The organism is Cohnella algarum, from assembly GCF_016937515.1.
In the GTDB taxonomy this organism is placed as follows: Bacteria; Bacillota; Bacilli; order Paenibacillales; family Paenibacillaceae; genus Cohnella; species Cohnella algarum.
Map to the genome: position 1 here is coordinate 3159783 of NZ_JAFHKM010000002.1, position 14943 is coordinate 3174725.

At 57.1% G+C, this 14943-nt stretch carries 9 protein-coding genes and 1 pseudogene; 9 read left to right on the forward strand and 1 reads right to left on the reverse strand.

From position 1 onward, the window contains the following. The first annotated feature begins 146 nt into the window (after nucleotides 1–146). The 5 genes and pseudogenes from JW799_RS14220 (at nucleotide 147) to JW799_RS14240 (ending at nucleotide 4074) form a co-directional block, all read left to right on the forward strand. Nucleotides 147–1268, forward strand: a complete 1122-nt coding sequence (locus JW799_RS14220) for a S1C family serine protease (protein ID WP_240353284.1) — start codon at nucleotides 147–149, stop codon at nucleotides 1266–1268. A gap of 179 nt (nucleotides 1269–1447) precedes the next feature. Then, nucleotides 1448–2706, forward strand: a pseudogene (locus JW799_RS14225) (mechanosensitive ion channel family protein). Nucleotides 2707–2821: 115 nt separating this feature from the next. Beyond that, complete coding sequence (locus JW799_RS14230; RefSeq protein ID WP_240353285.1) at nucleotides 2822–3088, forward strand: SRPBCC family protein; 267 nt, start codon at nucleotides 2822–2824, stop codon at nucleotides 3086–3088. Next, on the forward strand, nucleotides 3085–3411 hold the full coding sequence (locus tag JW799_RS14235) for an ArsR/SmtB family transcription factor (protein ID WP_205430385.1): 327 nt from the start codon (nucleotides 3085–3087) through the stop codon (nucleotides 3409–3411). Before JW799_RS14230 ends, JW799_RS14235 begins: the two co-directional genes overlap by 4 nt. An 84-nt stretch (nucleotides 3412–3495) precedes the next feature. Beyond that, nucleotides 3496–4074: a DNA-3-methyladenine glycosylase I gene (locus JW799_RS14240; RefSeq protein WP_205432980.1), complete on the forward strand. Its 579-nt coding sequence runs from the start codon at nucleotides 3496–3498 to the stop codon at nucleotides 4072–4074. Nucleotides 4075–4202: 128 nt separating this feature from the next. On the opposite strand, the gene JW799_RS14245 is transcribed toward JW799_RS14240, so the two are convergent. After that, nucleotides 4203–4877: a spore coat protein gene (locus JW799_RS14245; RefSeq protein WP_205430386.1), complete on the reverse strand. Its 675-nt coding sequence runs from the start codon at nucleotides 4875–4877 to the stop codon at nucleotides 4203–4205. Between the two features lie 260 nt (nucleotides 4878–5137). Here JW799_RS14245 and JW799_RS30420 point away from each other — a divergent pair, with 260 nt between their 5' ends. The 4 genes from JW799_RS30420 to JW799_RS14265 all read left to right on the forward strand — a co-directional run bounded on the left by JW799_RS30420 (nucleotide 5138) and on the right by JW799_RS14265 (nucleotide 14780). After that, nucleotides 5138–7174, forward strand: coding sequence for a winged helix-turn-helix domain-containing protein (locus tag JW799_RS30420; RefSeq protein ID WP_240353286.1), 2037 nt, complete (start codon nucleotides 5138–5140; stop codon nucleotides 7172–7174). A 66-nt stretch (nucleotides 7175–7240) separates the two neighbouring features. Further along, the gene (locus tag JW799_RS14255) at nucleotides 7241–7909 is read left to right on the forward strand and encodes a DUF4386 domain-containing protein (RefSeq protein ID WP_205430387.1); all 669 of its coding nucleotides are present in this window, start codon (nucleotides 7241–7243) and stop codon (nucleotides 7907–7909) included. Nucleotides 7910–8007: 98 nt separating this feature from the next. Next, a complete protein-coding gene (locus tag JW799_RS29335) occupies nucleotides 8008–10554 on the forward strand; it encodes a winged helix-turn-helix domain-containing protein (protein ID WP_205430388.1) in 2547 nt (848 codons plus the stop codon). Nucleotides 10555–10679: 125 nt separating this feature from the next. Then, nucleotides 10680–14780: a cadherin-like beta sandwich domain-containing protein gene (locus JW799_RS14265; RefSeq protein WP_205430390.1), complete on the forward strand. Its 4101-nt coding sequence runs from the start codon at nucleotides 10680–10682 to the stop codon at nucleotides 14778–14780. Nucleotides 14781–14943: the final 163 nt, after the last annotated feature.

The window sequence follows — 14943 nt, forward strand, 5'->3', positions numbered from 1 at the left end:
CAGAAATCGATCCTGCCGCGCGGCGCGAACCGAAATTCATCGGACGGCTGCAGTAGAATTCTTATGCTTCTTTTAGGTTCGTTTAACCTTCCTTTTAGATTCGTCCTTCATGATAGAGCCATCGACAGCATGGGAGGATGATTCGAATGAATGAACATACAACGAATGAAACGAACACGGAAAGAACGATCGAACCGGCGACGGAGAACCGCTATGACTCCGGGCAAAAGCTCAGGTCGATCCAGTCGGCCTACGAAAAAGAACTGGCGAAGGCCGATCGTTCGGCGGCTTCGGAGGGCGGGGGCGGCCGCCGGCGCGAAGCGCGTCCGGGACGGACGTCGGCTAGGTCGATTCTCGCGTCCTTTCTGGTCGGCGCTCTGGTCGTCGGAGGCCTCTCCTTCCTGTCGGACCGGCTGAGCCTGTTCACCGGCGACGCGTCCGGCGAGGCCGGGATGTCGGCATCGGGCGGCAGCGCCTATTCGGCTTCCTCCGGGATCACCACCGCTTCTCTAAACGCCGAAGATGATATTTCCTCGGTCTTCGAGCAGGCCAATCCGGCGGTGGTGGAAATCGAGAACTACGGAATCCCGACCGACACGTACGGAGCGTATCTGTTCGGCGGACGCGGCGGCTGGATGGACGGGCCGCAGCAGCAGCGGCAAAGCGCCGAACCCGAGCTGATGGGAACGGGAACCGGATTTTTCTTCAGCGAGGACGGGTACATTTTGACAAACGAGCACGTCATTGCCGACGCTTCGGAGTTGAAGGTGACCGTGCCCGGATACGCCGAGCAGCTGACAGCGGAGGTCGTGAGCGCGTACGAGGAGCTGGACATCGCGGTGCTGAAGGTCGAAAGCCCGGACGGCCAGGCGTTCCCGACGCTGGCGTTCGGGGATTCGGATCAAACGAAAATCGGGGATTGGGTCATCGCGATCGGCAATCCGTACGGCCTGGACCATACGATGACGGTCGGCGTGCTGAGCGCCAAGGAGCGTCCGATCACCATCGCGGAGGAAGACGGTACCGAGCATCAGTACGAGCATCTGCTGCAGACCGACGCGTCGATCAACCCCGGCAATTCCGGCGGACCGCTGCTGAACGAACAGGGCGAGGTCATCGGCATGAACACGGCGGTGAACGCCGAGGCCCAGGGCATCGGGTTCGCCATCTCGTCCGCGACCATTCAGAGCGCGCTAAGCGAGATGTTGGCCGGCGCTTCTGTAAGTCGTATACATTCGCAGCACTCTCCCTTGATCGTCCATAATTAGATGCCGACCTTCAAAACCGGCCGTTCTCCGAAACGGAGCTTGCCTTTCCATTATACAACAAATCGTTGGCCATACGTTGACGGCGACAGGAGCTTTCGGTAGGATAGACGAAACAGCTCCCGTCGCGCATCCTGCCGGTGCGTATCCAGGCGGGCCTTTATTCGTTTTAGGAGGAAGGTATGGATTTTATCAAAAACCTGCTGGCGGATCTCGGAGTTCAGGCAACGATTGCGGGCTATCTGGCCAATATGATCATGATCGTCGGAATCGGCGCGCTCGGCATCTTGGCGCATTTTATCACGAAAAAAGTCATCCTCAAGGTCATTACCCCTTACATTCACAACAATCGGTTCAAGTGGGACAATTATCTGTTGGAGCGAAAGGTCATCCAGAGGCTTTCCCATCTGGTTCCGGCCGTCATCATCTATTATTTTTCCTTCAGCTTCCCTTCCTATCAGCACTTGATCGCGAAGGGCGTCGCCATCTATATCATCGTCGTGACGCTGGCGGTGCTGGACGCTCTTCTGAACGCGCTGAACGATTTCTATTGCACCTTTGAAGTCTCGAAAATGAGACCGATCCGCGGCTACATCCAGGTCGCTAAAATTATCATTTTTACCATCGGCGGAATTCTCGCGATCTCCAACCTGATCGGGGAGAGTCCCCTTATTCTCTTAAGCGGGATCGGCGCCTTGTCTGCCGTCGTCATGCTCATTTTCAAGGATTCGATCCTGGGCTGGTCGCCGGGGTTCAATTGACCTCCAACGACATGGTGCGCGTCGGCGACTGGATCGAAATGCCGAAATACGGCGCGAACGGCGACATCATCGATATTTCCTTGAACACGGTAAAAGTCCAGAACTTCGATAAAACGATCACGACCATTCCGACTTACGCGCTCATTTCGGATTCCTTCATCAACTGGAGAGGAATGCAAAATGCCGGCGGCCGGCGCATCAAACGTTCCATTCGGCTGGACACGGGCAGCATCGCTTTTTGCAGTCCGGAGATGATCGACAAATTCAAAAAAATTCATTACCTGAGCGACTACATCGCCGGCAAAGAGAAAGAAATCGAACAATACAATCTGGAAAACGAAATCGACCGGTCCAGCCCGGTAAACGGCAGGGCGCTGACGAACATCGGCGTGTTTCGGGCGTATATCCAAAACTATCTCGAGCATCACCCCAAAATCCACAAAAGCATGACGCGCATGGTGAGGCAGCTCGAGCCGGGGGAAACCGGCCTGCCGCTGGAAATTTACGCCTTTACGAACGATACCGCCTGGGCCGCGTACGAGGGAATTCAGTCCGATATTTTCGACCATATTCTGGCCGTCGCGCCGGAGTTCGGACTGCGGGTTTTCCAAAGTCCATCGGGACACGACATGAAGAGCTTGTCGGCGAGAGAGCGGGTCGGCTATTACGAAGTGCGCTGATAATATGCAACTTTAGAGTTGCGAATTCGCCCCGCGCTATGGTACTATAGGTGCAACCGAAAAGTTGCATATAAGCTGGTTTTAGACCATGGAACGGAACGGGAGGCGCAGGAAAATGAGTCAAGTCACGGTGATGCGCACGATCTGGATCGATGCGCCGCAGGAACGCGTCTGGAAGGCGGTGACGGAGGCGGAACAGCTCTCGCGCTGGTATGCGCCAGGATCGCCTTGGGAAATTCCGGAGCTTTGCGAAGGGGCGACCTTGTATTTTCATCATTCCCCCAACGAGACGAAAGATCAGGCCCGGCAGACGGAGGAAGGGTACGGCATGTCGCTGGAAAATCTGCAGGCGCACATCGAGGGAAGGAGCTTGCCGCATTGAGCGTCGAGCTTGTTTTTAACGCGTTGGGCGAGCCGATCCGGAGACAGCTGCTGGAGACCCTTTCCATCCAGGGGCCGAAGACGGCGACAGAGCTTGCCCGGTCGTACCCGATTACGCGGCAGGGAATTCTCAAGCACTTGCACGTTCTCCAGCAAGCGGGCCTGGTGAGCGTCCGCCAGCATGGCCGCGGCAAACGCTACGAGCTGTCTCCGGAGCCGCTCGGCGAGATTTCGCATTGGGCGGAGGCGATCGGCGGCAGATGGGAGGATCGCTTGCAGCGTTTGAAGGGCATGATGGAGAACGGGAAGGAGACAGAGCGGTAGCGAATGAAAGTCGCGATATAACGGAAAGCCGGCATTCGTGGAAGAGCCGGGCAATGTGATGCCATTCTGGAGGGGGCGGGAAACATCGATTCGCGAATCCGCTGCGGCTGGGTAAACGACAGTCCGCTATACATTCGGTACCACGACGAGGAATGGGGCGTACCGGTTCATGACGACCGGAAGCAATTCGAGTTTCTGACGCTGGAAAGCGCGCAAGCCGGCTTGAGCTGGTATACCGTATTGCGCAAACGGGAGCATTACCGGGAAGCGTTCGCCGGGTTCGATCCCGAGACCGTCGCCCGGTACGACGAGCGAAAGCTTCAGGAACTGATGCTAAACGACGGGCTCGTCCGCAATCGCCGGAAGCTGGAGGCGGCCGTCCGCAACGCTGCGGCGTTCCTGAAGATACAGGAGGAATTCGGCAGCTTCGACGCCTATATTTGGCGCTTCGTCGACGGCCGGCCGATCCGCAACGAGTGGAAAGTGCTGAAGGACGTGCCGGCCTCGACACCGGCGTCCGACGCGCTCAGCAAAGATTTGAAAAAGCGGGGCTTCTCGTTCGTCGGCTCGACGATCTGTTACGCGCACATGCAGGCGGCGGGGCTGGTGCAGGACCATCTGACCTGCTGCTTCCGCCACGAGGAGATCGCATCCCTTTATTGATTCGTCTGAAAGCGGAAGCCGACCCATGGGTCAAGAACATCAACGAAACCTTGGGAGGAGACGAAATGAATCCCGAGTGTGGAAAAAAAGGACGCGGCTCGCGTCCTTCTTCGTTTGGCCCGTCTTCCTTACAGCAGCGGCATCCCGGGCTGCGGCATTTGATCCATCGGAGCCGAGCCGTAGGCTTGCAGATAGGTGGCGGTCGTCGTATCCTGAAGCGTCGGCACCTGGTAGTAGCCCTTCTGGTTCGCGTATTGGAAGCCTTCGTACGCCATGTCCGCGCAAGCGTTCGCCCCGTGCTGCATCATCCGGCGAAGGGTCGGATCGGCCATTTCGAGCGCGGCTTTCATTTTCAGGGAGGCGGAATGCTTGTGGCAGCCTACGACGCACAGCGCGACGTCCGCATCGTCGATTTCGTTTGCGGTTCCCGCGGGAGCCATCGTTTCCGGGTTGCGCAGGCCGTACGTCGGCTGGAACGACGGATTTGGGGTGTTCATCGGGGCCATGTTCGATGCGGTGCCCATGCCGGCGTTCATGGAGGCCAAGTTCGTCGCGGTGCCTACGTTGCCCATGCCGGCGTTCATCCGGCGCGCGGGCACGGCCTGGGAGGCCCCCTGACGGGTCGCGAACTCGACCATATGGTTGTACTCCATCGTCATCGCCTGCGTGTGCCGATCCAGCATCGCTTGCAGCTGCTGATCCTTGGCATGCGGGCGGAACAGCTTCAACGTGTTCAGTCCGCTAATGGCATTGTTCAGCACTTCGTGAAGCTCCATGACTTCGTGTGCGCCAAGCTTGTTCATTTTGTCAACCTCCGCATTGATTGTTGCATGGAACCGGAATCCATACGAGTAAATTTTGTACAACCGATCTGAATTTATTCGGATGATTTCGTTCGGATTTTCGGGAGACTGTCCCATTGATGCCGGAACGTCGATGCTGGTAAAATAAATTTATGTCAACGTCCATCATCGCCACCAAATTTTATATTCCCGCGCCTCGGCCGAAAGCGGTTCTGCGCCGACGGTTAACGGAACGTTTGAACAAGGGGTTGCACCGAAAGTTGACCCTTATCTCTGCGCCGGCGGGCTATGGCAAAACGACCTTGGTTTGCGAATGGCTTTCCGGCTGCGGGCGGCAGGCCGCATGGCTTTCGCTCGAGCAGGGGGACAACGAAATCGCGCGTTTTTTGACCTGTATGATTTCCGCTCTTCGGACGATAGCGGAGAATATAGGAGAAGGCGTGCTTTCCGTGCTGCAATCGCCTCAACCGCCGCCGACCGAGTCGCTTGTGTCGGCTCTTCTTAACGAACTCGCGGCTGTTCCGGCTCCATTCATCCTCGTTCTCGACGACTATCATGCGGCGAGTTCGAAAGGGGTCGACGAAGCCGTATCCTTTCTGGTGGACCATCTTCCCAAGCAGATGCACCTTGTCATGACGACCCGCGAAGACCCTGATCTTTCCCTGCCGCGGTTGCGGGCTCGGGACCAGTTAACCGAGCTGCGCGTTGCCGACTTGCGATTTACTCTTGCCGAGGCCGAAGCTTTTTTTAACCGTGCGATGGAGCTGAACCTGTCCATGGACCACATAGCCGGGTTCCAGTCGCGCACCGAGGGCTGGGTTGCGGGTCTGCATTTGGCTGCGATCTCCGCACAGGAAGATGAGGACGCCGTTCGGCTCCTGCAGTCTTTTACAGGCAACCACCGTTTCGTGCTGGATTATCTTGCAGAAGAAGTTCTGCAGCGGCAGCCCGAAGCCGTGCGGGCTTTTTTGCTGCGGACCTCGATCCTCGACCGGATGTGCGGATCGTTATGCGATGACCTTATGCTCGATCCCGAGATTTCCGGAAGGGACATGTTAATCGATCTTGATCGCAAGAACTTGTTCGTCCTTCCCTTGGATAAGGAACGACGCTGGTATCGTTATCACCATTTGTTCGCGGATCTTCTTCGCAGACGGTTGCGGGAAAGCGCCGACGGGAGCACGATCGCGGAATTGCATAAACGAGCGAGCGCATGGCATGAGGACCACGGCTTCGAGATCGAAGCGTTTCGTCATGCCGTACAATCCCGGGATACGGAGCGCAGTTCGCGTCTGCTTCAAGGCGACGGGATGCCGCTGCATCTGCGAGGGGCCGCGGGAATTTCGCTCGACTGGCTGGAGTCGCTGCCGGCCTCGGAACTGGATGCCAGGCCCGCGTTATGGGCGATTTACGGTTCGGCTCTACTGATCGCGGGCAAGCCGACGGGGGTCGAACCCAAGCTGCGAGCGGCAGAGGCGGCTTTGGAAGGCGCGGAGCGGGACGACGGCGTCAGGGATCTGATCGGGTTGATCGCGGCGACTCGCGCTACGTTGGCGTCCTTGATGCTGACCGACAAGGAAGACGGCGCCCAACGAAAGCTTCAGGCAGCCGAAGCGGCCATGCAAGCCACGGGGCTCGAAGATAAAACCGATGAACTGGTCGGGTTGATCGCGCCCGCAAGCGAAGGTCGGATAAAAGGAACGCGCGGAATAGACGAGGTCATTGCCCAATCCCGCCGTGCGCTCGCGTATCTCCGACCGGATAACCTTCCGGTTCGGACGGCGTCCGCCTGGATGCTGGGCGTCGCTTGCCAGCGGCGGGGGGATTACGCCGGGGCTTGCGACGCTTATAACGAAGTCATATCGAACAGCCAAACGATAGGCCATCAATTGATGGCCGCAATGGCCATGATCGGAATCGGCCAAATACGGGAAGCGGAAGATCGGCCCGATCTGGCGGCAGAACGTTACCGGGAGGCTCTGCGGCTTGCCGGCGATTTGCCGCACCCGGCCCTTCAAGAAGCCCGAACGGGGCTCGAGCGCGTGCGCCGGGTCCTCGAAGGCGGAACGAAGGGCAAACGGATCGAACCGCTGAGCCCGCGCGAAATCGAGGTGCTGGAGCTCATTGCCAACGGCCTCTCCAATCGCGAAATCGGCGAGAAGCTCTTCCTGGCGTTGGATACGGTGAAAGGTCACAATCGAAGGATTTTCGAAAAGCTTCAAGTGCAAAGACGCACGGAAGCGGTCGCCCGCGCCCGCGAGTTAAACCTGCTGACGAATGCCCCTAAACCACACTAAAGTGTCTACAGGCCTCCTCCTCTTCAAGCTATACTGCAACTAAAACGAGCCAAGAGGAGATCGGGCATGAAAAAGAAGGCAAGAGCGGCAGGGGCGTTGTTTTTGGTGTCGACGGGGACATTCCTGATCGGAAGCGGAATGCTGGATCCTATTTTGCATCGGACGGATTTGCTCGCCGGCATATATCCCGACCGGACATTCGTGTTCGCGGGAGTGTTTCTGGAGCTGATCAATGCTTTGGCGGTCGCGGGGATTGCCATGCTTCTGCACCCTGTGCTGAAGAAGCATAATGAAGCGTTTGCGTTGGGGTACTTCGGTTCCCGGGTTTTGGAGTCTGCGCTGCTCATTATGAGTTTAATCGGTCCGCTTGTTCTTCTCGCGTTAAGCGAACAAGCCGTTTCCGCGGGAACTTCCGGCGATTCATACCTGCAAACGATAGGCCGTTCGGCAGTGGATGCTCACTTCATGCTGTTCGAAATGGCGATGATCGTGCTGGGCGCAGGCAGCTTTTTGTTTTGTCATATCCTCTATCGATCGAGGTTGGTTCCGCGATGGTTGTCCGTCATCGGCTTTATCGGGTATGCGGGATTGCTGGCGAGCAGTTGTCTGTCGATCGTCGGTCTGGATTCGGGAACCGTTCTCTTTATTCCGGGAGCGATATTCGAAATCGTTTTGCCGGTTTGGCTCATGGTCAAGGGATTTCATCCTCGCTCGGAGGACCGGCGGCGCCCGTAATTTGCCGATGGCCCAGGTTTGAGTCGACCTCTCCATAAGGGGCAAGTTGTGATATATTCAAAAGAAAAGAATGACCTCTACCGGAGGGATGCACCACCATGATCCAGTCCAAAATTCAAGTCCCTCATAGTCGCAAATCATTGGTATCCCGGCCGAGGCTGATGAGCAAGTTTGACGAAGGGTTAGGAGTCAAGCTGACGCTCGTGTCCGCACAGGCCGGCTATGGCAAAACAACGGCGCTCGGCGAATGGGCGAAACAAAGCGGCGCGCTGGTGGCCTGGGTTGCTTTGGACAGGCTGGATAATGATTGGACTCCTTTTTGGAATTGCGTGTTATCTTCCATTCGGGAGAGAGTTCCCGGATTCGGCAATGCGCTGGGCTTTCTTCCGGAGTCGGAGTCCGCGGCATCCTTCGAGTCTGCGATCTCGGCGTTTTTGAACGAGCTGAATCAGTTAAACGATGAGCTGGTTGTCGTGCTGGACGACTATCACCTCATTGAGTTTCCCGCCATCCATCATGCTCTCAGCTACCTTTTGGAGTATTTGCCTCCCCGCGCCCATTTTTATATCGCAAGCCGTACCGACCTGGCGTTCCCTACTGCAAGACTGTTGGCCAAAGGCGAAGTAAATCGTATCGATACGAATGACTTGCAGTTTAGTTTGGATGAAGGCGTTGTTTTTTTTAGGGACATGATGAAAATAACGCTAACGGACGAACAGGTGGTGGAGCTGTTCCGGCAGACGGAAGGATGGGTGAGCGGCCTGCAGCTCGCGGCCATTACGCTGAAACGCGGCGGCAATATTGCCGAGTCCATTCGCCATTTTAACGGCAGTCAGCGCGATATTTTCGATTTTTTGCTGGAAGAGGTCTATGGGCATCAGCCGGCATCCATGCGAGAATTCCTGCTGGCGACCTCCGTGCTCGCCAGAATGAACCGGGATTTGTGTCAGGCCGTAACGGGAAGGGCGGACAGCCAGGAGAACCTGGAGCGGCTGGAGCAATTAAATTTGTTTCTGATTCCGCTGGATGACCGGCGGAATTGGTATCGTTATCATCATCTGTTGTCCGATTTCCTGCAGAGGATCGGCTCCAGAGAAAATCCGGAGCTGCGGAGGCAATCCCATGCTCGCGCCGCGAAGTGGCACGAAAGTCAGGGACTCGACGAAGAGGCGATCGAGCATTATATCAAGGCTAGGCAGACGGACGATGCCGTCCGGCTGATCGAACGGGTTCTCCCGGAACTTATGCAATCGAAGAGCAATGTGCTCTTAAAATGGATTGCGTCTCTTCCGGAAAGCAGCTATGAACGCAAACCGGCGTTCGAGCTGTTCTATATCTCGAAACTGGTGGTCGACGGAGAATGGAATCAAGCGATGGGCAGAGCCGAGCAAGCGGAGCATCGATTCGAAGCGCTAAAGGATTCGGTTCCCGAGCCGGAATGGAACCGGTTGATGGGCAATCTTTGCTATTTCCGGGGGATTATCTCGTACCTGCAGCAGGACTTGCCCCGGACGTCGCATTATTTCGAGCTGCTTGATTTATATTTGCCGGAAGGCAGCGGCTTTCAGAATTTTGGAAGCAATCGGTATCAGGGCTACGATCAATTCACGGATCTTTTATCGTTGGCCAACGACCTCCAGGTCGTGGAGAAATTTCTGCTGAAGAGAATTAAGGCCAGCGAGACGAAAAAGAATTATCCTTTCGTCGGATACCAGTACTTGACGTATATTATGCTGCTCTATGAGTGGAACCGTCTGGAAGAGGCGGAGCGCTATCTCGGTCAGGCCATGGGCCGGGAGGATCTTCAGTCGAACCTGTGGATCCGGATTCAACTTCATCTTGCGTTTTCGGGGCTCCAGCAGGCTTTGGGCAAAGGGGAACAAGCAGTCGAATCGCTAACGCGGCTCGGTATGTCTATCGATTCGCCGGATGCTCGAATCATTATGCGGAGGATCGAAGCGGAGCAAGCTCATCTATTTTTGCGTCAAGGGCACATCCGGAAGGCGCTCGACTGGTCGGAACGTTGCGGGCTCTCGCATATGGACGAGGTCTTCATGCATCGCTTTGAGGAGCATTTGGTACTGGCAAAGGTTTTGGCGGCGGCCGAACGAACGGAGGAAGCAAGCCATCTGCTCGAAAAGCTGCAACGGTTGGCCGAGAAGGAAAATCGCCTTCGGGTACGGATTAAGCTGTTGATCGCGCGGAGTACGGTACTTCGGCATTCAGGTCATTTGCAAGAGGCTTTCGTTCCGTTGGGGACGGCATTGCGATTGGCGGAACCGGCGGGCTATATTCGGAGCTTTGTCGACGAAGGTCCGGAGATGGGAGAGATGCTGGCCGAGCTTCTGACGCAGGGACAGGGATCAGCTCATTCGTGGCTTCCTTTGGATTATATCGGGCGCCTTCTGGACGTTGCGCGCAATGGCGGGTTGAAAGAACCATCGCCGAAAGAACTTTTGACCGAGCAGGAAGCGAAAGTGCTGTATTTGATCGCGGACGGGCGGATAAACAAAGAGATCGCGTATGAGTTGAATATTGCGTTGGACACGGTGAAATTCCATGTGAAAAACGTTTATCGCAAGCTGGGCGCGCGCAATCGGGCGCAAGCGATTCGGCTTGGCAATCAATACGGTATCCTCGGATGAAGAAACGCCTACCTACCCCATTTTTATCGTCAGCCTACCTTTTCGGGTAGGTTTTTTTTGATTCGCTTCGTTTTAAAGTAGAGGAATGGGTTGCGCTAAACCAGAGGAAAGCCGAGGGAATATTCATGATTAGAAAATATCTGTCTTTTGTATTGGTTTTATTAATCGCTGCAAGCCTGATCCCTGCGCCGCCTGCGGGCGCTTCCGGACTCGTACCGGATGAATCGGGCTGGACGAAACCCGATTCCGGCACGTTAAACGATCTGCGCGGCATCAGCTTTGGCAACGGCACGTTTGTGGCGGTCGGGGAGAGCGGATGGATCGCAAGATCCGGCGATGGAGTAACCTGGACCGGCAGTCCCGCGATAGATACGCCATTTTTGCTAAACGGTATCACTTTTGACGACGATCACGACAAATTCGTGCTCGTGGGGTACTCCGGGTTGATTATGACCTCCGTTGACGGAGAAGCATGGGCGAATCATCAATCGACATCGGGTACGGCGGAGCCTCTTGAAAGCGTTGCTTACGGAAACGGCATTTATGTGGCGGTAGGACACGAAGGAACGATCGTCAGCTCTGACGACGGGGAGAACTGGACAAGTCGAACGTCGAACACATCCGAAATGCTTTATGGCGTCGCCTATGGCAACGGAAAATTCGTGGCGGTGGGGGACGGAGGAACGATTCTGATCTCCGCGGACGGACAAAATTGGTCAAGCCGCACGTCAGGCACCGACTGGTATCTTGGGGGAATCGCTTACGGCAACGGCAGGTTTGTGGCAGGCGGCTCCCTCGGAACTACAGTGTCCTCATTCGATATGGGGGAGAACTGGACGCTGGGGTCGGCCGGCGCGATGTCTCATCTTTTTGGCGTTAGTTATACGAACGGAACGTTTATGGCGGTGGGACGGGACGGTACGGTCGCAACCTCCGCGGACGGAACGAGCTGGAGGCCGTTTCCTTCTCCGGCTCCCGTTGAGTTGCGAAGCGTTGCTTACGGGAAAGGAATGTATGTTGCCGTAGGAAACGAAGGGAAAATTATGCAATATACGAATACGGATCTGAGCGGACTCGAGCTGTCGAGCGGGACGCTGAGTCCCGAGCTTGCTTCCGGAACCACGAGTTATACGGCCAGTGTGGAGCATGGCGTAGGCAGCATCGCCGTAACCCCGACAGTGTCGGATTCTAAAGCGACGGTGACCGTAAACGGCGAGGCGGTGGCGAGCGGCGAGCCGTCGGAAGATATTCCGCTGAGCGTGGGAAGCGGCAATACGATCGAGATCGAGGTGACGGCGGAGGACGGCACATCGGCCAAAACCTATATCGTGGCGGTAACGCGTGCCGGGCCGCCCGGAAGCGATGCGGATTTAAGCGGGCTGACGCTGTCGAGCGGGACGTTAACCCCGAATTTCGAACCCGGCAGGACAAGCTATTCCGCCAGCGTCGGCCATCTCGTGGATCGTATTACGGTAACGCCGACGGTATCGGATACGAAAGCGACGGTGACCGTAAACGGCGTGGCGGCGGCAAGCGGCGAGCCGTCGGAAGATATTCCGCTGAGCGCGGGAAGCGGCAATACGATCGCGATCGAAGTGACGGCGGAGGACGGCACATCGACCAGAACCTATACAGTGGAGGTCACGCGCGCCGTGCCGCCCAGCAGCGATGCGGATCTAAGCGGACTGGCATTATCCAGCGGAACGTTAAGCCCGGATTTCGAACCCGACACGACAATCTATTTCGCCAGCGTCAGCCATCTCGTGGATCGAATTACGGTAACGCCGACGGTATCGGATACGAAAGCGACGGTGACCGTAAACGGCAAGGCGGCGGCAAGCGGCGAGCCGTCGGAAGATATTCCGCTGAGCGTGGGAAGCGGCAATACGATCGCGATTGAGGTGAGAGCGGAGGACGGCGCATCGACCAAAACCTACATCGTGGCGGTAACGCGTGCAGGACCGCCGGGCAGCGATGCGGAACTGGTCGGGCTGACGCTGTCGAGCGGGACACTGCGACCGTATTTTGCTCCCGGCACGACAAGCTATTCCGTAAGGGTCGATATGAGCGTGAGCAGCATCACGGTGATGGCCACGCCGGCGGACGACGGCGCGACGGTGACGGTAAACGGCGCTGTCGTGGCGAACGGCACGCCGTCGAAAGCCATCCCGCTTGGAAGCGGCAATACGATCGCGATCGAGGTGACGGCGGAGGACGGAACGACGAAGAAGACATATACGGTCCAGGTGACGCGTACGGCGGAGCCTCCCGGCAGCAATGCGGATTTGAGCGGCCTGGCGCTGTCGACCGGTACGCTTGTCCCGGAGTTCGATCCCGATCAGAAAAGTTATGTTGCCTATGTTCATTATGACGTGAGGAGCATTCAGTTGACGCCTGCGCTTGCGGACCCCAATGCGCAGGTGTACGTAAACGGTGAGCTCGTAGCAAACGGCATCGCTTCGGGACCGATTTGGCTGAGCGTAATGGATAACACGACGATCACGATTCGGGTGGAAGCGGAGGACGGAACGACGACGAAGACATACACGATCGAGGCAACGCATTCGGCCGACGTTCCGAGCGATGACGCGAAATTGAGCGGCCTGACGTTGTCTGCCGGAACGCTGACCCCGGCGTTTGCGCCGGACACGGTCAGCTACGCGGCCAGCGTGGACAATAGCGTGAGCAGCATCGCGGTGACGCCGACGTTGTCGGACAGCGGAGCGACAGTGAAGGTGAACGGAGTTGTGGTGGAAAGCGGCACTCCGTCGGAAGCGAAACCGCTAAGCGTAGGAAGCGACAACGCGATTACGGTCACGGTGACGGCGGAGGACGGAACGACGGAGAGGACGTATACGGTCCGGGTGACGCGCGCGGCAGCGCCGCCGAGCAATGACGCGGACGCGGATCTGAGCGGCCTGAAGCTGTCTGCCGGAACGCTGACCCCGGCGTTTGCGCTGGGCACGGTCAGCTACGCGGCCAGCGTGGACAATAGCGTGAGCAGCATCGCGGTGACGCCGACGTTGTCGGACAGCGGAGCGACAGTGAAGGTGAACGGCGCGCCGGCAGCGAGCGGGGCGGCTTCGGAAGCGGTTGCCTTGAACGTCGGAAGCAATACCGTAACCGTAGTCGTGACGGCCAAAAACGGGACAACGAAGACGTATACGATAATCGTAACGCGAGCTGCCGATCCGGTCCCGCCGTCTTCTCCGGGTCCTGCTCCCGTCGGCGGAGGGGGGAGCGTGACTCCGAATGGGAACGAGAACGAGAGCGGGAAACTGTCGCTTCCGGCGGGGAAAGCAGGAGAAGTTAGCCTGGAAGACGGGGTAACGATTGAGATTCCTGCGGGCGCAACAGATCAAGAATTAACGCTAACGATCGAACGAGTGCTGAACGCCCAAGGGTTGTTAACGAATCATGCGGTTCCGGTCAGTGAGGTATTCGAAGTGCTGAAGAACTTCGCCGATAACTTCAAGACACCGATTAAGCTGACTTTCGCTTTCGATCCGGCCAAGCTGAGCGAAGGTCAACGGCCGTCCGTCTTCTACTACGACGAAGTGAGGAAAGAATGGATTGAAATCGGAGGAACCGCGAGCGGCAGCAATATCGTCGTCGAGGTAGACCATTTCACGAAATTCGCGGTTTTTGCCGTAACCAAAGCTGCGGAAACGGAGGTTGCCTTCAGCGATATTGCAGGACACTGGGCCGAGGCGGCCATTCGGCAAGCGGCAAGCGTCGGCATTGCCGACGGGTATACGGACGGTAAGTTCGAACCGAACCGGACTGTAACCCGCGCTGAATTCGCGGTCATGCTGATGAATGCGATTAAACCGGAAGGAGAAGGAGAAGGAGAAGGGGCAGCGCTAACCTTCGCGGATGAACCGGCAATCGGAGCCTGGGCGAAAAAAGCCATTGCGCAGGCGGTCGAAGCAGGCATAATTGCCGGCTATCCCGACGGCACCTTCCGTCCGGATTCCGAGATCGCGCGCGCTGAGATGGCGGCGGTGATCGCCAAGGCGCTCAAGCTGACGATTGAAGAAAACGCGGCAACCGGCTTTTCGGATGACAAGAGCATTCCGTCGTGGGCAAGAGGAGCTGTGGCGGCCGTAGAGAGACTTGACCTTATGGAAGGCAACGAAACGGGCCGATTCCGCGCCGATGCTCGGGCAACCCGAGCGGAAGCCGTTACCGTTCTGCTGAGGATGCTGGAGCAAAAAAGCAAGTAAAGCAGCCTTGCGAAGGGGCTCTTCGAAGCCGGTCCAACCCGTTCGCTAATGCTTGTTCGCCGCCCCGCAAGCGCGCTAACGTTCCAGCTGAGTCGTGGCGACTCATTTTAAGCCGCATCGTTTATGCCCCTCTTTTCTCGGCTTTTACGTGGAACCGGATCAC

Coding starts and splice junctions, on each gene's coding strand:
- JW799_RS14230 (WP_240353285.1), top strand. CDS start 2,822: ATGAGTCAAGTCACGGTGATGCGCACGATCTGGATCGATGCGCCGCAG.
- JW799_RS14255 (WP_205430387.1), top strand. CDS start 7,241: ATGAAAAAGAAGGCAAGAGCGGCAGGGGCGTTGTTTTTGGTGTCGACG.
- JW799_RS29335 (WP_205430388.1), top strand. CDS start 8,008: ATGATCCAGTCCAAAATTCAAGTCCCTCATAGTCGCAAATCATTGGTA.
- JW799_RS14245 (WP_205430386.1), bottom strand. CDS start 4,877: ATGAACAAGCTTGGCGCACACGAAGTCATGGAGCTTCACGAAGTGCTG.
- JW799_RS14265 (WP_205430390.1), top strand. CDS start 10,680: ATGATTAGAAAATATCTGTCTTTTGTATTGGTTTTATTAATCGCTGCA.
- JW799_RS14220 (WP_240353284.1), top strand. CDS start 147: ATGAATGAACATACAACGAATGAAACGAACACGGAAAGAACGATCGAA.